The organism is Paenibacillus ihbetae (assembly GCF_002741055.1).
In the GTDB taxonomy this organism is placed as follows: domain Bacteria; phylum Bacillota; class Bacilli; order Paenibacillales; family Paenibacillaceae; genus Paenibacillus_AQ; species Paenibacillus_AQ ihbetae.
The window spans coordinates 3,884,258-3,902,314 of record NZ_CP016809.1; the positions used below are offsets into that span (position 1 = coordinate 3,884,258).

The 18,057-nt window shown below is 47.8% G+C and carries 18 protein-coding genes; 17 read left to right on the forward strand and 1 reads right to left on the reverse strand.

The annotated features are described in order from the left end of the window. Positions 1-14: 14 nt before the first annotated feature. The 13 genes from BBD41_RS17110 to BBD41_RS30475 all read left to right on the forward strand — a co-directional run bounded on the left by BBD41_RS17110 (position 15) and on the right by BBD41_RS30475 (position 11,095). Complete coding sequence (locus tag BBD41_RS17110) at positions 15-956, forward strand: glycosyltransferase family 2 protein (RefSeq protein WP_099478314.1); 942 nt, start codon at positions 15-17, stop codon at positions 954-956. Continuing rightward, entirely contained in the window at positions 946-2,706 is a 1,761-nt protein-coding gene (locus tag BBD41_RS17115) for a DUF6020 family protein (protein WP_099478315.1), read from the forward strand. The genes BBD41_RS17110 and BBD41_RS17115 overlap by 11 nt, the downstream gene beginning before the upstream one ends. After that, positions 2,693-3,061 carry an EamA family transporter gene (locus tag BBD41_RS30665; protein WP_206098251.1) on the forward strand — a complete coding sequence of 123 codons (369 nt, stop codon included), beginning with the start codon at positions 2,693-2,695 and terminating at the stop codon, positions 3,059-3,061. Before BBD41_RS17115 ends, BBD41_RS30665 begins: the two co-directional genes overlap by 14 nt. After that, complete coding sequence (locus BBD41_RS17125; RefSeq protein WP_099478316.1) at positions 3,054-3,386, forward strand: DMT family transporter; 333 nt, start codon at positions 3,054-3,056, stop codon at positions 3,384-3,386. The genes BBD41_RS30665 and BBD41_RS17125 overlap by 8 nt, the downstream gene beginning before the upstream one ends. Positions 3,387-3,411: 25 nt before the next feature. Then, positions 3,412-4,155: a sugar phosphate nucleotidyltransferase gene (locus tag BBD41_RS17130; protein WP_099478317.1), complete on the forward strand. Its 744-nt coding sequence runs from the start codon at positions 3,412-3,414 to the stop codon at positions 4,153-4,155. A gap of 16 nt (positions 4,156-4,171) precedes the next feature. After that, positions 4,172-4,720: a dTDP-4-dehydrorhamnose 3,5-epimerase gene (gene rfbC / locus BBD41_RS17135; RefSeq protein ID WP_099478318.1), complete on the forward strand. Its 549-nt coding sequence runs from the start codon at positions 4,172-4,174 to the stop codon at positions 4,718-4,720. Between the two features lie 11 nt (positions 4,721-4,731). After that, positions 4,732-5,754 (forward strand): dTDP-glucose 4,6-dehydratase, encoded by a 1,023-nt coding sequence (gene rfbB, locus BBD41_RS17140; protein WP_099478319.1) that lies wholly within the window; start codon positions 4,732-4,734, stop codon positions 5,752-5,754. Continuing rightward, positions 5,751-6,635, forward strand: coding sequence for a dTDP-4-dehydrorhamnose reductase (rfbD, locus tag BBD41_RS17145; protein WP_099478320.1), 885 nt, complete (start codon positions 5,751-5,753; stop codon positions 6,633-6,635). The genes rfbB and rfbD overlap by 4 nt, the downstream gene beginning before the upstream one ends. Before the next feature lie 83 nt (positions 6,636-6,718). Further along, positions 6,719-7,648 carry a glycosyltransferase family 2 protein gene (locus BBD41_RS17150; protein ID WP_099478321.1) on the forward strand — a complete coding sequence of 310 codons (930 nt, stop codon included), beginning with the start codon at positions 6,719-6,721 and terminating at the stop codon, positions 7,646-7,648. Between the two features lie 93 nt (positions 7,649-7,741). Further along, positions 7,742-8,653 (forward strand): glycosyltransferase family 2 protein, encoded by a 912-nt coding sequence (locus BBD41_RS17155; RefSeq protein ID WP_099478322.1) that lies wholly within the window; start codon positions 7,742-7,744, stop codon positions 8,651-8,653. After that, the gene (locus tag BBD41_RS17160) at positions 8,650-10,050 is read left to right on the forward strand and encodes an undecaprenyl-phosphate glucose phosphotransferase (RefSeq protein WP_099478323.1); all 1,401 of its coding nucleotides are present in this window, start codon (positions 8,650-8,652) and stop codon (positions 10,048-10,050) included. The genes BBD41_RS17155 and BBD41_RS17160 overlap by 4 nt, the downstream gene beginning before the upstream one ends. A gap of 174 nt (positions 10,051-10,224) precedes the next feature. Next, the gene (locus BBD41_RS17165) at positions 10,225-10,980 is read left to right on the forward strand and encodes a phosphatidylinositol-specific phospholipase C/glycerophosphodiester phosphodiesterase family protein (protein ID WP_237086821.1); all 756 of its coding nucleotides are present in this window, start codon (positions 10,225-10,227) and stop codon (positions 10,978-10,980) included. Beyond that, positions 10,967-11,095 carry a hypothetical protein gene (locus BBD41_RS30475; RefSeq protein WP_257790683.1) on the forward strand — a complete coding sequence of 43 codons (129 nt, stop codon included), beginning with the start codon at positions 10,967-10,969 and terminating at the stop codon, positions 11,093-11,095. Before BBD41_RS17165 ends, BBD41_RS30475 begins: the two co-directional genes overlap by 14 nt. 367 nt (positions 11,096-11,462) lie before the next feature. On the opposite strand, the gene BBD41_RS29825 is transcribed toward BBD41_RS30475, so the two are convergent. After that, entirely contained in the window at positions 11,463-11,603 is a 141-nt protein-coding gene (locus tag BBD41_RS29825) for a hypothetical protein (protein WP_157929314.1), read from the reverse strand. 146 nt (positions 11,604-11,749) lie between these two features. Between BBD41_RS29825 and BBD41_RS17170 the strand changes: the two genes are divergently transcribed. The 4 genes from BBD41_RS17170 (at position 11,750) to ligA (ending at position 17,953) form a co-directional block, all read left to right on the forward strand. After that, on the forward strand, positions 11,750-12,364 hold the full coding sequence (locus BBD41_RS17170) for a class I SAM-dependent methyltransferase (protein WP_099478324.1): 615 nt from the start codon (positions 11,750-11,752) through the stop codon (positions 12,362-12,364). A 246-nt stretch (positions 12,365-12,610) separates the two neighbouring features. Next, entirely contained in the window at positions 12,611-13,324 is a 714-nt protein-coding gene (gene pcrB / locus BBD41_RS17175) for a heptaprenylglyceryl phosphate synthase (RefSeq protein ID WP_099478325.1), read from the forward strand. Between the two features lie 152 nt (positions 13,325-13,476). Then, positions 13,477-15,807, forward strand: a complete 2,331-nt coding sequence (gene pcrA, locus BBD41_RS17180; protein WP_099478326.1) for a DNA helicase PcrA — start codon at positions 13,477-13,479, stop codon at positions 15,805-15,807. Between the two features lie 130 nt (positions 15,808-15,937). After that, entirely contained in the window at positions 15,938-17,953 is a 2,016-nt protein-coding gene (gene ligA / locus BBD41_RS17185; RefSeq protein ID WP_099478327.1) for an NAD-dependent DNA ligase LigA, read from the forward strand. The last annotated feature ends 104 nt before the right edge of the window (positions 17,954-18,057 follow it).

An 18,057-nucleotide genomic window follows, 5' to 3' on the forward strand; every position in this document is an offset into this window, starting at 1 on the left:
GGAGATATTTGTTTATGGAAGTAGCGATTCTTATACCTTGTTACAATGAGGAACAAACGATTGGTAAAGTCATAGATGACTTTAAAAAAGAGCTACCTAATGCAAAAATATATGTGTATGATAATAACTCAAGTGACAATACCGCGAAAATTGCAACTGAGCATGGAGCTATCGTGAAGAAGGAATTTAGGCAAGGGAAAGGTAATGTTGTACGATCTATGTTTTTAAATATTGATGCAGATTATTATGTTATGGTTGATGGAGATGATACATATCCTGCTGAGTACGTTCACCAACTATTGGAGCCACTAATTAACCAAGAAGCAGATATGGTGATAGGGGATAGATTATCAAATGGTTCATATTTTAATGAAAACAAAAGACCATTACATGATTTAGGTAACAATTTAGTCAAAAATTTAATTAATAAGCTTTATAAAAGTAACATAAATGATATTATGACAGGTTATCGTTCATTTAATAAACTCTATGTGAAGTCGTTTCCAGCTATGAGTCCTGGATTTGAAATAGAAACTGAACTGACAATTCATACTTTGGATAAGAGGTTTTTAATTAAGGAAGTACCTATTAATTATCGAGATCGTCCGGAAGGGAGTTTTTCAAAACTCAGTACTCTAACTGACGGGTTCAAGGTATTGAAGACAATATTCACTTTATTCAAAGACTATAAACCGTTAATCTTTTTTGTTTGTTGGTCTACCATCTTTGTATTGATAGGTTTAATAATTGGACTTCCCGTGATTTTTGAGTATCTTAAAACAAGTTTGGTACCGAGATTACCATCAGCAGTTCTTGCGACAGGATTTATGTTATTGGCGATTATTTCCCTATCGTGTGGACTTATTCTTGATACAGTAGTTTCAAATTCTCGGAAGCAGTATGAACTTGAACTACATAAAACAATGAAGTTGGTGAAGGCAGGAAATGAATATTGAACTAAAAGAAAAAACAGCATTAATGTGGATTGTTGCAGTGATTTTTTCCACCTGCCTTATTTATGTTCTTATACCAAATCAAATGTTTGTAATATTGTTGTTATTCTCATTTCTACTAATTTTTTGTGTGAAATCAATTCAGGCTAGTATAAAGGGGGAAGTATTTAAACCGTATAAGTCATTCAATTATAAAACCAAAATATGGATTTATATTTTCTACTTCATTTTTTCTTTTTTGCTATTTTTGAGTCTTATAGGTTCAAGATTTGATGCGTCTAAATCACTATTAGGTAATTTAATAATAAGTGTCCTTGCAGTAATTTCTTTGATGTGCTTAGTATTGTACACTACTTATAATTTATTGAGTTATGATTCAAATGCTACTGGGACATCTCTGATAGGTAAATATAGAATACTTATTTATTCTCTACCGAGTATAGTCATTTATAGTTTTTATCTTATATCATATTTTCCTGGAGCAATGTCACCAGATTCCTTAGATCAATGGTCTCAAACAATTAGTCATGAGTTTAATGATTGGCATCCTGTAGCACATACATGGTTTATTATGCTAACCACAATAATATGGAAAAGCCCTGCGGCCTATTCTGTAGTTCAAATTCTTATTCTCGCATTTATAATTGGATATTTGGGATATACCTTTGAGAAGTATGGAGTAAGGAAATTTCTGATATGGATGATCGTGCTATGCATGTCTTTAATCCCTATAAACGGAATATATTCAATAACTATGTGGAAAGATATCTTGTATAGTGCATGTATGTTATTGTTCTCCATTTTTATCTTTAACTTAATAAAAACTAGAGGCAATTGGCTAGATTCTAATTTAAATATCTTTTTATACTTTATTTCTAGTCTTGGCTTTATTATGTTCAGGCATAATGGTCTGTTAGTATTCGTTGTTACATTGGTTATATTAGCTATAATATTTAAATCAGATCTAAAAAAAGTCTATTTTATTTCAATTATTGTGGTAGTTGTTCAATTAATAATCACTGGTCCGCTCTATAATTTTTTCAATGTAAAATCTTCAGATCCGAATGAAGCACTTGCAATTCCTACGCAACTTATTGCAAGCGTTATTGCACAAGATGGAAATTTGGCCCAGGAGCAGAAAGATTTTTTTAATGAGGTTTTACCTCTTGATATGTGGAGGAAATTATATAATCCCTACTCGGTTGATCCTATAAAATTTAATGAACAATTCAATAGAAGCTTCTTATTGGAAAATAAAAATGAGTTCCTCAAGCAATGGTTAGTTGTTTCATTTAATAACCCTAAGCTAGTTATTAAGGCATATCTTAAGCAAGTCTCTGTAGTATGGCAGATAAAGCAATTTAATGATGGGGTCTCGACACTATATTTAACGGATATTTACCCAAAAGAGATTGGGGAAAAAATGGGTTTGACAAGCATAGTAATAAATGAAAAATTAACAAGTGTTATAAATCAAATATTAAACTCCACATGGTTGTATCCTCTAAATATAATCTGGAGACCTGCAATCTATACTTTTTTAATCATTCTCTTTTCTTTTGTTAATATTTTGAGGGGGAATTGGAAGTATTCATTAATTTCGTTACCTGTGATGCTGAATACAGGGATGTTGTTAGCAGCAATTCCTGCCCAGGATTTTCGTTACTCGTACGGGAATGTGTTGGTGATGTTCTTAGCTTTCTTAACTGTCTTTGTAGGTAAAAACTCTAATTTAAGAGGTGGCACTAATTAGTAAACGAAGCGATGATCAAATTCTATTTATAAACCACAAGATTGGAATAGGATTTATTCTTTGTTCAGCGTTGATCACTTCTATAGGGCAAGCTCTATGGAAAGTATCAGAAGGAACAAATCTGCTGTTAGTCTTGTTAGGATTGATACTGTATATCTTCGGCGCTGCATTTATGATAATAGCTTATAAATATGGAAATTTATCTGTTTTACAGCCACTATTATGTGTGGGCTATATTTTTTCAGTATTTATTGGATTTTTTTTCTTGAATGAAGAAATTACCTTACAAAAATGCTTGGGAATACTCATAATCTCATTAGGTGCCATTACAATAGGTGTCAATCAACATGATTAAGACTATTTTATTAATTTTGCTTATGACAATAATGGGTTCACTAGGTGGATTGTTTTTTAAGAAATCAACAAACCACCTAGGTTCAAAAAAGATCAAATTATTTTTAGGATTGTTGACTTTCGGAGCCTCTTTGTATTTTATTGGGGCTATTATAAATATAGTAGTATTAAAGTTTGCTCCATACACATTGGTATACCCGTTAACTTCCATTACTTACATATGGACATTTTTAATTTCAAAGTATTACCTCAAGGAAAAAACAACTACTTATCAATTGATAGGGATAGCTCTAATTATTTGTGGTACAGTTGTTATGGTATTGTGACTTCTACACAAAAAAGGAGATTGAAATGAAAGCCATCATCCTATCCGGAGGCACTGGTTCACGCCTGCATCCCTTAACTAAAGTTACAAACAAACACTTACTCCCGGTTGGAAAGTACCCAATGATATTCTATCCGGTATATAAGCTCCGTCAGGCTGGCCTGACGGATATCCTCATTGTCACAGGTAAGGATCATATGGGGGATGTCGTAAATCTTCTCGGTAGTGGTCGTGATATGGGTGTCTCCTTTACCTACAAAGTGCAGGACGAAGCTGGGGGCATTGCACAGGCTCTATATCTCGCAAAACAATTTGCCGGAGAAGAGCAGATTGCTGTCATTCTCGGCGATAACGTTTTTGAAGACGATATTTCTTCCTATGTGTCCAAATTCAAGCAACAGAAGTCAGGTGCCAAGATCCTGATTAAAGAAGTTTCAGATCCCCAGCGTTTTGGAGTACCGGAGCTTGAGGGTGATCGGATCGTCTCCATTGAAGAGAAGCCATCGTACCCGAAGTCGCAGTATGCAGTTACGGGAATTTATATGTATGATTCCTCCGTTTTTGATATCATTAAGACATTGAAACCCTCCCCTCGAGGTGAATTGGAGATCACCGATGTAAATAATGCATATATTGAACGAGGAGAGCTTACTTTTGATATACTCCAAGGCTGGTGGACCGACGCAGGGACCCACGCCTCGCTCGCCCGTGCCAATGAATTGGCCAAAGACGTTCAGTTTGGAGACGACTTTGGTAAACTTAAACTGTAGTTAGGGAGGAATACCCATGAACGTCACTCCTTTAAAACTCACAGATGCTCTTATCATTGAACCGGTGGTCCACGGCGATCACCGGGGTTTTTTTATGGAAAGCTACAGCGATTCCCTTTTTAAGCAAAATGGCATCAACTACAACTTTATTCAAGATAATCATTCTTTGTCTGCAGAACCTGGTGTTCTTCGGGGGCTGCATTACCAATTAAACCCGAAAGCCCAGACGAAACTTGTTCGAGTGCTGACCGGAGCAATATATGATGTAATCGTAGATATTCGGAAGAACTCCCCTACCTTTGGTCAATGGGGTGGAGTGATATTGAGCGAGCACAACAAGCGGCAGCTGCTTGTGCCGAAGGGGTTCGCGCACGGCTTTTGCACGCTCGTTCCCAATACCCAAGTCCTCTATAAAGTGGACGAATATTATTCCCCTGAACATGACCGCGGCATATTATGGAATGATCCGGCACTTGGCATCGATTGGCCGACATCCCAGCCGATTTTATCGGATAAGGACCAGCGGCATCCGCTGTTGAAAGACGCAGAGATGAACTTTGAGTAAGGGAGATACTTATGAAAATCTTGGTTACCGGCGGTGCCGGTTTTATCGGCAGTAATTTCATTTTATATTTGATGCGGCAGCATCCACAGGATGAGATCATTAATCTGGATGCTCTTACGTATGCAGGAAATTTAGAAAATCTGAAATCGGTGGAGAATGAACCGAACTATACCTTTGTTCACGGAGATATCGCTGATAAAGGGAAAGTGGATGAAGTCTTCAAGAGTGGTATCGATGTTGTCGTAAACTTTGCGGCTGAATCCCACGTGGATCGCAGCATCTTGGAGCCGGAGGCATTTGTTAATGCCAATGTCCTGGGTACGCAAGTTCTGCTTGATGCCGCGAAGAAATACGGGGTAACGAAGTTTGTGCAGGTTTCTACGGACGAAGTTTACGGATCTCTGGGGGAGACAGGACTATTCAGCGAGACGACGCCGCTGGCTCCAAACAGTCCGTATTCGGCCAGCAAGGCGGGGGGCGATCTGCTCGTAAGAGCTTATCACGAGACGTTCGGATTGCCGGTAAATATTACCCGTTGCTCCAACAACTACGGGCCGTATCAATTCCCCGAAAAGCTCATTCCGCTCATGATATCCCGCGCATTACATGATGAGTCGCTGCCGATCTATGGCGACGGGTTGAATATTCGGGACTGGCTGTATGTCGAGGACCATTGCAGTGCCATTGATCTGGTCATTCGACAAGGACGCATCGGCGAGGTTTATAACATCGGCGGCAACAACGAGCGGACGAACATTCATATCGTCCAAACCATTTTGAAGGAGCTTGGGAAGCCGGAATCCCTTATCCGCTATGTGGAGGACAGACCTGGTCACGACCGGCGCTATGGCATAGACCCGACGAAGATTACGGAGGAGCTTGGCTGGAAGCCGAAGCATAATTTTGAGACAGGTATTAAGGAAACGATCCAATGGTACTTAAACCATAAGGAATGGTGGACCCGGATCCAGTCTGGAGCCTATCGGGATTATATGACGAAGCAGTACAGTGGTCGGTTAGGTGATAAAGCATGAGAGTCCTGGTAACCGGAGCAAACGGTCAGCTCGGGCAGGACGTTGTGCAGTGTTTTCGTGGATCGGGACATGAGGTAGAGGGGCTTGGCCGTGCCAAGCTGGATATCACGGATTTGGATCAATGCTTCGATGTCATGTCGAAGTGTCGCCCCGAGGCTGTTATCCACTGTGCTGCTTATACAGCTGTGGATGCTGCTGAATCGGATGCCGAAGGTGCTTATCTCGTGAATGCGATCGGAACACGAAATATTGCGCTTGCCGCAGAGAAGGTAGGCGCCAAACTGATTTATATTAGCACGGATTATGTATTCAACGGTAATGGCGACCGGCCGTACTCGGAATATGATCCGACGGATCCGAAGACGGTATATGGTCAATCCAAGCTTGCCGGCGAACAGATGGTGCGCGATTTCTGCTCCAAATGGTTTATCGTGAGAACTTCCTGGGTTTTTGGCCTGAATGGTAGCAATTTCGTTAAAACGATGCTGCGGCTCGGACAGGAAAAACCTGTGCTGCAGGTTGTCCATGACCAGAAGGGATCTCCAACCTATACGGTGGATTTAGCCCGCTTCCTGTTGCAACTACTACCAACTGAGAAATACGGCATCTACCATGCTTCCAATAGCGGATCTTGCACATGGTATGAGTTTACGGAGGCTATTTTTGAAGCAGCACGTGAGCAAATAGGACTGACCATAACCGCGAAACTGGAACCATGCACCACAGCACAATTTCCACGACCTGCTCCCCGGCCAGCCTTTTCGGTGATGGATCATCTTGCGATTCGGATCAACCAACTGCAGGATTTACCGCATTGGAGAGATGGGCTGAAGCAGTTTATGGTAGATATGAAGAAGGACCCTGATTTATACTTAAGATAAATACAGCGACTGACAAGACCTGATCTGTAGATCGGGTCTTTCGTTTAGCCAGTACAGGTGTTTTATCGGAGGTACGGGGGGATATGGAAAAAGTACAAGTATTACTATCTACATATAATGGAGCCGCTTATGTCGAGGAACAGATTCATAGTATTCTTCAGCAGCGATATCCTTCCATTTCATTGCTCATACGGGATGATGGTTCTTCGGATGAAACGCCCGACCTTCTGAAGAGAATGGAGGCAGAATATCCCGATCGGATTACCGTAATGCATGGCAATAATATCGGCGTCGTGGCAAGCTTTTTCGAATTGCTGCGGAGCTCGGATCCGACTGCGGATTACTTTTGCTTCTGTGACCAAGATGATGTGTGGCTGGAGCATAAAGTAGAGTCGGCTGTAGCTCGTTTACATTCAGCGATCCATACGGAAGTGCCTGCGATGATCTTTACGCCTGCTTATCTAACGGATGAACATTTGAATCGTCAAGGCGTATGGCCCAAGCCTCCGGCTAGGGAACCATCCTTCTATAATGCCTTATATGAGAACATCGCGATTGGCGCGACCATTACGATGAATGCATCGGCTCGGAATTTGTTTGTGAACAGTAGGAAGGCTGACAGTGGCAGCATCCTCATGCATGATTGGTGGTTCTATCTACTGGTATCCGCGTTTGGAACGGTGATATATGACCACTCGCCTTCAATGCTATACCGCCAGCACAACCATAATGTAGTAGGCGGAAGCAATACATGGTTTGGTAAATTGAAGAGCAAGTGGGCGAGCTTTAAGAGACATACCGGAAGGGAATTGCTCCGGAGGCAGGCAGAGGAGTTTCGGGAAATTTACGGTGCTCGGTTAAACAATGAACAAAAAGAGCAGCTGGACCTGTTTCTCTCGCCACGCCGCAGTATGGCCGAGCGAATCCGATATATCAGACGCAGCAAGCTGCACCGTCAATCCCGTGCCGAAAGCCTTCTGTTTAAATTTTTTATCCTGATAGGTTTTATATGAAGCATGCAGGATTTCCTTGTAATTCCGACATTCCCAACAAACTCTATGCTATAATGTCGATAGATTACTATATTTGTCAGGAGCCATGCAGCAATGGATGTTAGCATTTTAATCGTGAACTATAATACCCGTCAGCTGACGTTGGATTGCTTGCAATCGGTATACGCATCGGAGACCGAATTTACATATGAAGTCATCGTCATTGATAACGATTCGAAGGACGATTCCGTGCAGGCGATTCGTCAGGAATTCCCACTCGTTAGGTTGATTGAAAATACAGAAAACACCGGCTTTGCCATAGCCAACAACCAGGGGATGGCAGCGGCACAGGGACGTTATGTGCTGCTTTTAAATTCCGACACCGTGATCCAGCGGGATACGCTACAAACGATGGTGGCCTTTATGGACCGTAATCCGATAACGGGCGCCTCGGGCTGCAAAATCATTCTGCCGGACGGTTCCCTGGACAAGGCGTGCAAGAGAGGCTTTCCAACGCCTTCCGCCTCCTTTTACTATGCCTTCGGCCTGAGCAAGCTGTTTCCTAATGAGCCGCGTTTCAACCAGTATCAGCTAGGGTATCTCGATCCCGATCAGGAGTATCCCGTGGATTGCCTGGTCGGCGCGTTCATGCTGGTACGACGGGAGACGATTGAGCAGGTAGGCGGGTTGGACGAGACATTTTTCATGTATGGAGAAGATATCGATTGGTGCTACCGGATCAAGCAGGCCGGGTGGGGGATCCACTACTATCCTCGAACGACGATTGTGCATTACAAAGGCGGAAGCGCCCGGCGCCGTCCATTCAAAATTATTTACGAATTCCATCGGGCGATGATTTTGTTCCATCGGAAGCATTACCGGAAGAAGTACAACATATTGGTTAACGGAGCGGTATATGCAGGCGTCGGTTTGAAAATGCTCCTGGCCCTTCTCACGAACCGGCTGAAGCCGATTCGGCCGGCATCGATGCCCTCATCTTCCGGCGGAGTGGAGGTGAAATCATGATCCGCAAGAATCAGGGCTTCTTGACCCGAGTCTATATGCTGACCGACTTTGCGTTCATCCAGATGTCGTTCCTGCTCGCATGGTGGATCAAATTCGAAAGCGGCTGGTTCCCATATGAAAAGCCGCTTCCCATCGAATCGTACGGGATGTGGAGTATGGTGTACGGCGGGGTTGCTGTTGCCGTGGGCATCATGATTTCGTTGTACTCACCTAAGCGAAAGAAGCGTTTTGCCGACGAGTTCATGAAGATCTTCCAAATGCATTTTATTGGGATGTTCATCCTGCTCAGCTTGATGTTCTTCGTGAAGGAGGTCAATATCTCCCGCTGGTATCTCGCCATCTACATGATCCTGAACGTAGCGTCGATCATCTTGTACCGCTATTTTCTGAAGAAGACGCTGAAGCATTTCCGGGAAAAAGGCTACAATCGCCAGTTCGTCCTCATCGTGGGTGCTGGAACGCTAGGCAAGCGGTTTTATAAAAATCTGCAGCAGTACCCTGAACTCGGTTACGAGGTGATCGGATTTCTGGACGATTACCAGCAATGGAGCGAGCTGGAGGAAAGGCGCTTCAAGCCGATCCTTGGATCGGTCAGCGACCTGGACAACGTGTTGAACGAAAAGCTTATTGATGAAGTTGTGCTGGCTTTGCCGCTCAATGCCCATCACAAATATCCCGAGATCATCGCAGCTTGCGAGAAGGCGGGCGTGCGTACGCTCATCATCCCGGACTTTTTCGATTATCTTCCGGCCCGGCCGGTATTCGACAACTTTGCGGGCATGCCGATGATCAATGTGCGGGATATTCCCCTGGATCTGGCGGCGAACCGGTTATTCAAGCGGGCGTTCGATATCATTTTCTCGCTGGTGGCGATTATCCTGACGCTGCCGGTCATGGTCGGTATTTTCATTGGCATCAAGCTGACCTCGCCCGGGCCGGCGATCTTCAAGCAGGAGCGGGTAGGGCTTAACCGCCGCACGTTTAACATGTATAAATTCCGTTCCATGAAGCCGCTGCCGCCAGGCGTAGTCGACACCGGATGGACCGTGGAAAATGATCCGCGTCGTACCAAATTCGGTTCGTTCTTGCGCAAGACCAGTCTCGACGAATTGCCGCAGTTTTTTAACGTGCTGTTTGGCCATATGAGCGTCGTCGGTCCAAGACCGGAGCGTCCGTACTATGTGGAGCAGTTCAAAGAGGAAATTCCGAAATACATGGTGAAGCATCATGTTCGGCCTGGCATTACCGGTTGGGCGCAGAGCAATGGGCTGCGCGGCGACACGTCGATTGAGGAACGGATCAAGCATGATATTTTTTACATTGAAAACTGGTCCATTCTGTTTGATATCAAGATTATTCTGCGCACGATCCGTAACGGCTTCAAGAATGCTTACTAACAGAGCAAAGGATGGGCTGCTCAGCAACATTGCATAACTCTAATCACCCCAACAAAAACCCGCAATTTGGCATGCGCCGAATGCGGGTTTTTCCGTTTTATGCCCTGTCCTGACGGGTATTAACCAAGCAAACCGACGAAGAGGCAAATAGACTACGGCGGAGGCGGGGATACGATGAAACGATTGGCGGCGGTCGGTGCATTGTTCTCGGTAGTGGTGATACTTATGCAGGTCTACATACAGGATGGTCCAGAAGAGCGGCAGGGCTTTACGGCCTATCGTCTAATTGCCCACGCAGCGGGGAGTATCGGAGATCAGCCGTATACGAATGCGTATGAGGCGATGGTCGCTAATTATAAGCAGGGCACCCGGGTATTCGAGATCGACTTTATGCTGACGGCTGATCGAAAGGTCGTAGCACGGCATGAGTGGACGGCGAGCATGAGCGAACAGCTTGGCCAGCTGGACAGGCTGCCGAAGGAGAAGCAGGGGGCCCGCCTGACCCACAAGGAGTTTATGGAGACGCCGATATTGGAGCGATACCAGCCGATGGATGTGGATGCAGTAATGGACATGATGGCCAGCGTTCCGGATATCTATATCGTAACCGATACGAAAGAGCAGAAGGATGAGGACATCCGGCTGCTGTTGACGGAGTTGACAGAGGCTGCCTTGGCACGGGACCCGGCATTGCTTGATCGGGTGGTGATCCAAATATACAATGAACCGATGCTGGATATGGTGAGGGAGATCTACCCGTTTTCCTCCATCATTTACACGCTGTATGCGACAACAGACTCGCCGGAGCGGATCATTGCGTTCGTGAAAGCGAATCATATCGACGCCGTAACCATGCCGGCACCGGGTAAATCCCAACTTTGTGGCGAAGCTGAAGGAAGCGGGGGCCGTCACGTATGTGCACACCATTAACAACGCCAATACGGTGAACAATTATGAAAAATGGGGCGTGTACGGCGTCTATTCCGACCTGCTAACCGAACCGGAACTGGAAAAGATCAGCCTGCGCTATGCACTCCAAAAATAACCGCACTGCTAGTGCGACTCTTCGTGCTGTACCTGCTCGCGGATCTGACGCCTCTCCCCTTACCTTCCGGTCATAGCCCTTCCCAGATTTTAACCTGGACGAAACCTTTATCCGAAAAATGCCTACGACTAATATTCCATACTTCAGTGTGATTTACATAATATGGATGATTGTGATATTATAACGAAGCCGCAAGCATTGTTTGTTTTTATCGAATAGAGTATGTGACTCTATGTTTATTCCTCACTAGCATGAATCTTAAATCACCTTCGCCATGTTTCTACATGCAGACTTCCTGCAAGTTTGATCACACTCTGTACTTCCAGAACTTCCTAAACTTCCATAACTTCCTAAACTTCCAGAACTTTCAGAACTTCCTAGACTTTTTGAGCTTCCTGAACTTTTTGAGCTTCTTGAACTTCTTGAATTTCCTGAACTTCTTGTACTTCCTGGCTTCTTGAACTTCCTGAACTTCCTGTACCTCTAGCACATCTTGCACTTTCTGCACTTTCTACGTTTCCTAAAATCCTGCTAATCCATGTTATTAGAAAAGGCTCCTTAACATCCAGATGTTCCTGGTTACGTTGCAGTACGTTTGTCTAAGCATGAATACTTGAAGACCACGATTAATTTCATATGGGGAGGAATCCATCCATGGAAAAAATGATTCAAGATTTCATCGAAAGCAGCAAGCAGCAATGGGACGAAGAGTATAAAGCGCAGATGTGGGATTACTTATCCGATATGACCGAGTACGCCCGGTATTCCGTCGTGTACGGCTACATTCGGAAATTTGCCGCGACTGAGGGCATTTTGGATATGGGATGCGGTGCGGGGAACCTGTACGATCTGCTGACAGAGCAGGAAAAGCCGGCATATGTAGGCGTCGATCTGTCAGAGGAAGCGATCAAAATCGCCTCGAGGAAAGCGGACAACTCCATTTTCCATTGCGCCGACATCAATCATTACACGCCGCCGAGATCCTTTGACGTCATCGTCTTTAACGAATCGCTGCAGTATGTCCCGAACACGCCGGCCAAGCTGCTGGAATACGCCGAGTTTCTTACGCCGGGCGGAGTTATCGTCACATCGTTGTATTCGCACAAAAACCAGCAGGATCCCGATTACGCCATGGTGGAACACAAAATTCAAGAGATGGAGACCTGCGGGTCGTTTGAGGTAGTGGATAAGGTAAGCTTGTTCAATCATAAAGCCGGTTTAAAATGGTACGTCCACGTACTGCAACCAAACCGCACCGCGGAAAAGTAACACCATAACCGGATGTTTGAAGCTTTGCCCAATCTTCTCCCGCTAACGGGGAGGGTTGGGCTTTTTATGCTCATCGCGTCCCATTCCCTGCAACCGCCATGAAACGGTTTGAGCTCACATCCCTCGCTTCCCCACCATTACCAAAAAAATGTTCGTATTTTATGCGAACATAAATTGACTTGCATACCGTGCTGGCATAGACTTAATTTAGTATAATAGTAACCCGTGAACGTGGAGGTATGACGCTTGAAAGATTTGATACAATCCTGGCGGCATGTGTTTAAGCTGGATCCCGACAAGGAGATCGCCGACGATGCCCTTGATGCGGTATGCATGTCGGGAACCGATGCGATTATGGTAGGAGGCTCGACCGGCGTTACCTATGAAAATACAGTGGATCTCCTGTCCCGTGTTCGCCGCTATGAGCTGCCGTGCGTGCAGGAGGTGTCCGATCTGGAAGCCGTTGTACCCGGATTTGATTTATACATGATTCCCATGGTGCTGAATACCGGGGATCCGACATGGATACTTGGTCGCCATCATGAAGGAATCGAGCGGTATGGTTATATGATTCCGTGGGAGCTGGTCGTGGCGGAGGGCTATATTGTGCTGAATCCGGATGCGGCCGTTGCCGAGCTGACAGGTGCGAATACCACGCTGGATGCAAGCTCTGCCGCAGCTTACGCCCAAGTGGCGGACAAGCTCATGCAGCTGCCGGTCGTCTATTTGGAATACAGCGGTGCGTTCGGCGATATGGAGACTGTTCGCAAGGTGCGAAGATCGCTTGATCAGGCCCGTCTATTTTACGGCGGGGGGATCACGAACGCAGAGCGGGCAGCTGAGGCTGCGGCATGCGCCGATACCATCATCGTCGGCAATATCGTTTATGATGACCTGGAGCAGGCACTGTCGACGGTCAATGCGGTGAAAGGCTTGACACCTGATGCCCGATTCCTATAGTCTCGATGCACATGAGTATTAGTCCACAGAGGCCAAATTAGACCGCCGAACATTCCTTAAACAAACCCCGGATCTTTTTGTACAACCCCATTTTTTGAAAAAACACAACACGACGCACATTGCTCAAATTTACACCCTAGGAGGCAATCTTTATGCATTCCATTGACATACATGAGGCGATCAAGCGCCTCAATCCCCAGCAGCGGCAGGCCGTGGAGGCCACTGACGGACCGCTGCTCATCATGGCCGGGGCGGGCTCCGGCAAGACGCGGGTGCTGACGCACCGGATCGCGTACCTGATCGCCACGCGCAAGGCGGCGCCTTGGAGCATCCTGGCGATTACCTTTACCAATAAAGCCGCCCGCGAAATGCAGGAGCGGGTCTCGAAGCTCGTCGGCCGGGAAGGACAGGATATCTGGGTATCGACGTTCCACTCGATGTGCGTACGTATTTTGCGCAGGGATATTGAGCGGCTTGGCTTTACGTCGAACTTCAGCATCCTGGACTCGACCGACCAATTATCCGTGATCCGCAATGTAATGAAGCACCATAACATCGACCCTAAGAAATTTGAGCCGAAGGCGGTCCAAGCCGCCATTAGCGCGGCTAAGAACGAGCTGATCACTCCGCAGCAATATGAGCAGAAAGCGGGAGATTATTTCGAGAGCTTGGTCGCCAAGGTATATGTGGATTACCAGAAGCGTCTGAAGAGCAACAACTCCCTCGATTTTGACGATCTGATCATGACGACAATCCAGCTGTTCAAGGAAGTGCCGGAAGTTCTTGATTTCTACCAGCGCAAATTCCAGTACATCCATGTGGATGAATACCAGGATACGAACCGTGCCCAGTACATGCTGTGCAGGATGCTGGCCGACAGCCATCACCGGATTTGCGTCGTCGGGGACAGCGACCAGTCCATCTATCGGTGGCGCGGTGCGGATATCACGAACATCCTGAATTTTGAGGAGGATTACCCGGAGGCGCGGACGATTCTGCTGGAGCAGAACTACCGTTCCACATCGAACATCCTGAATGCCGCCAACAACGTGATCGCCCTCAATACAGGCCGCAAGCCGAAAAACCTGTGGACCGAGCAGGGGGAAGGGCCCAAGATCAAGGTGTTCCGCGGGGATACGGAGCATGATGAGGGATATTTTGTGACTTCGGAGATCAGCAAGAACATCAAGGCCGGCAAAAACTATGCGGACCATGCGATTCTCTACCGGACGAACGCCCAGTCGCGGGTGATCGAGGAAATTCTGATCAAGTCGGACATTCCGTACCAGATCGTCGGGGGCATCAAGTTCTACGACCGCAAAGAGATCAAGGATATGCTGGCCTATCTGCGCCTCATTTCCAACCCGGATGACGATATCAGTTTGACGCGAATCATTAACGTACCGAAGCGGAGCATCGGGGATACGACGGTAGCGAAGCTTGCGGCTGCCGCCGCAGAGCGGGGCATCTCGATTTTCCGTGTGCTGGAGGTTGTGGATGATCTCGGCTTCGCCGGGCGGACGCGCAACGCGCTCGTTAATTTCTACGACATGATTGACGCACTGAACAAGATGGTGGAGTACCTGTCCGTGACGGAGCTCACCGAGAAAATGCTGGAGATGTCGGAATACCGGCTTGAGCTGCAAAATGAAAACACGCTCGAATCCCGTTCCCGACTCGAGAACATCGACGAGTTCCTGTCGGTAACCCAGGAGTTCGAGAAGAACAATGAGGATAAGTCGCTCGTCTCCTTCCTGACGGATCTCGCCTTGATCGCGGATATCGACACGATGAATAACGACGAGGATGACAAGAGCGATGCGGTCGTGCTGATGACGATGCACAGTGCCAAGGGACTCGAATTCCCGATTGTTTTCATTATTGGCATGGAGGAGGGCGTATTCCCGCACAGCCGCGCTTTTATGGACAATGAAGAGCTGGAGGAAGAACGCCGACTTGCTTATGTAGGCATTACGCGTGCGGAAAAGCAGTTATTCCTGTCCTGTGCCCGCATGCGGACTCTGTTCGGCCGGACCACGGCTAATCCGCCTTCGCGCTTCCTGGATGAAATTCCGGATGAGCTGAAGGAAGACACGCAGATGGCCCATGACCGCTACCGCCGCGGAGGCGGTGGCAATGTCGGCGGCTCGTACGCCGGCCGCGGCTTTGGCGGCGGGGGAGGCAGCAACTTCGGCGCATCCCGCACGAGCGATCTGTCGCTTGGAGGCTCAACCGCATCCGCCCAGACCGCTTCGAAGAGCCGTGTGACGATGGCGACAGGCGGGGCGGCCCGTCAAGCTGCAGCCGGCGGTACCTCGGATTTCAAAGCCGGCGATAAAGTAGCCCATGGCAAATGGGGCACCGGCACGATCGTTGCGGTCAAAGGCAGCGGCAACGACATGGAGCTGCAGATCGCGTTCCCGGCACCGGTCGGCGTGAAACGGCTGCTGGCCGGCTTCGCTCCGATTACGAAAGTGGAATAAAGGCTAGAATTAGAGACGTAAGAGATAGGAAAGCGGGAAGCACTACAACTGCAAGCATAAGCTCGCAAAAACCTGCTTCAACGGTTCGAAGAATGATGCCCTTATTTTATTAAAGGAGGATTCCCCCTGCATGGAGTTCAAGGAACAGATGGAGAAGCTCATCGCGGAGCTAAACCGATACAATTACCATTACTACACGCTGGATCAGCCGCTCGTGAGCGACAAGGAATATGATGCCTTATATGATCAGCTGGTAGCATTGGAGAGAGAGACCGGGGTCACGCTTCCGGATTCCCCTACCCAGCGGGTGGGCGGGGAGATTTTGAAGGGATTTACGCCGCATCGCCATTTGGCGCCGCTCTGGAGCTTGGACAAAGCCCAGAACATTGAGCAGCTTCGTACCTGGCACGACCGGGTCGTCCGGCTGGTCAATGACTACAATACGAAGAATCCCGGCAGCCCGCTGCCGACCCCTTGCTACGCGCTTGAGCTGAAGTTCGATGGGCTTACGCTGAATTTGACGTATCAGAACGGCAAGCTCATCCAAGCCTCGACGCGGGGGAACGGCGTGGTGGGCGAGGGCATCCTCTCCCAGGTGAAGACAATCAAATCGGTTCCGCTCACGATTCCATTCACGGAAGGAACGATCGAAGTGCAGGGCGAGGGCATCATGAACCTGTCGGTGCTGGAGGAATACAACAAGACGGCGGTTGAGCCACTTAAGAATGCCCGCAACGCCGCGGCTGGCGCACTGCGCAACCTGAATCCGAAGGTAACGGCCGAGCGCAAGCTGAACGCTTATTTTTACAACATTGGTTATTCGGAAGGCGTCGCGTTTAAGGACCACAAGGAAATGATGGATTTCCTGCGGGAGAACCGGTTCAAGGTGAATCCGTATATTTTCTATTTTGAGCAGTTCGATGACGTGATGGAGCAGCTGGCCGACATCGAGAAACGCCGCTCCGAGCTGGATTACCTGATCGACGGGGCCGTCGTGAAGGTGACCGATTTCCGCACTCGCGAGGCGCTCGGGTATACCGATAAATTCCCGCGTTGGGCGGTTGCTTACAAATTCGAAGCGGAAGAGACAACAACGGTGCTGCAGTCGGTATCCTGGAACGTGGGCCGCACGGGAAAAATCACCCCGCTTGCGCGCGTCGAGCCGGTCGAGCTGGCAGGCGTTACGGTACAGAACTGCACGTTGAACAATATCGGGGATATTGAGCGCAAAAACCTCAAGTTCGCCCTCGGTACCCGCGTCTTTATCCGCCGTTCGAACGACGTCATCCCGGAAATCCTCGGCAAGGTAACGGAAGAGAATGACGGCGAGGAGATTGTGTATCCGGAGGCGTGTCCGTCCTGCGGATTCCCGTTGGAGCAGCGCGGCGCTCACCTGTTCTGCAACAACAAGACGGGGTGCAAGCCGCAAATCGTGGCGCGGATTACGCATTTTGCGTCGCGGGATGCGATGGATATCGAGACGTTCAGCGATAAGACGGCGATCCAGCTGTACGAAGAGCTGGGCGTGCGGGAGCCGGCCGAGCTGTACACGCTGTCCTTCGACAGCTTGGTTAAGCTGGAGCGGTTCGGGGAGAAGAAGGCGCAAAACCTGCTAGATGCGATCGAGAAGAGCAAGGAGCGGGATCTCGCTGCGTTTCTGTTCGCGCTTGGCATCCCGAATACCGGCAAATCCACGACCAAAATGCTTGCGGACCATTACCGGGATCTTCACCGCGTGATGGAGGCGACCGCCGAGGAACTGGTGGAGCTGCCGGACGTTGGCGGCATCGTGGCCGAGAGCATTGCCGGATATTTCGCGGATCCGTTCAACCGGGCGAGCATCGAGAAGATGCTGTCGCTCGGCGTGCAGGCGAAGGCACCGGAGGCGCCGAAGCCGGTGAGCACCGACTCGTTCTTCAGCGGCAAGACGGTCGTACTGACAGGCACGCTGCACCTGCTCACCCGTGAGGAGGCCACCGAGCGCCTGGAGGCGCTGGGAGCCAAAGTGGCGGGCAGCGTCTCCAAGAAGACGGACCTGCTGATCGCCGGCGAGAAGGCCGGAAGCAAGCTGGCCAAGGCGCAGCAGCTCGGGATTGATATTTTGGATAATGAAGAAGAGTTCGTGCGGCTTTTGAATGAGGCCTGAGGAAGCTGAATGGATTGAATTCGGCGAAATAAGTTCTCCAAATTCAACAGTTCAATAAATTAGTTTGAAATAGCGATACAGGAGTGGTTCCTGTGTCGCTATTT

Bases quoted from the DNA above. Each gene is read 5' to 3' on its own strand.
- BBD41_RS17110 (WP_099478314.1), top strand. From the start codon at position 15: ATGGAAGTAGCGATTCTTATACCTTGTTACAATGAGGAACAAACGATT.
- BBD41_RS17115 (WP_099478315.1), top strand. From the start codon at position 946: ATGAATATTGAACTAAAAGAAAAAACAGCATTAATGTGGATTGTTGCA.
- BBD41_RS17125 (WP_099478316.1), top strand. From the start codon at position 3,054: ATGATTAAGACTATTTTATTAATTTTGCTTATGACAATAATGGGTTCA.
- BBD41_RS17130 (WP_099478317.1), top strand. From the start codon at position 3,412: ATGAAAGCCATCATCCTATCCGGAGGCACTGGTTCACGCCTGCATCCC.
- rfbC (WP_099478318.1), top strand. From the start codon at position 4,172: ATGAACGTCACTCCTTTAAAACTCACAGATGCTCTTATCATTGAACCG.
- rfbB (WP_099478319.1), top strand. From the start codon at position 4,732: ATGAAAATCTTGGTTACCGGCGGTGCCGGTTTTATCGGCAGTAATTTC.
- rfbD (WP_099478320.1), top strand. From the start codon at position 5,751: ATGAGAGTCCTGGTAACCGGAGCAAACGGTCAGCTCGGGCAGGACGTT.
- BBD41_RS17150 (WP_099478321.1), top strand. From the start codon at position 6,719: ATGGAAAAAGTACAAGTATTACTATCTACATATAATGGAGCCGCTTAT.
- BBD41_RS17155 (WP_099478322.1), top strand. From the start codon at position 7,742: ATGGATGTTAGCATTTTAATCGTGAACTATAATACCCGTCAGCTGACG.
- BBD41_RS17160 (WP_099478323.1), top strand. From the start codon at position 8,650: ATGATCCGCAAGAATCAGGGCTTCTTGACCCGAGTCTATATGCTGACC.
- BBD41_RS17165 (WP_237086821.1), top strand. From the start codon at position 10,225: ATGAAACGATTGGCGGCGGTCGGTGCATTGTTCTCGGTAGTGGTGATA.
- BBD41_RS17170 (WP_099478324.1), top strand. From the start codon at position 11,750: ATGGAAAAAATGATTCAAGATTTCATCGAAAGCAGCAAGCAGCAATGG.
- pcrA (WP_099478326.1), top strand. From the start codon at position 13,477: ATGCATTCCATTGACATACATGAGGCGATCAAGCGCCTCAATCCCCAG.
- ligA (WP_099478327.1), top strand. From the start codon at position 15,938: ATGGAGTTCAAGGAACAGATGGAGAAGCTCATCGCGGAGCTAAACCGA.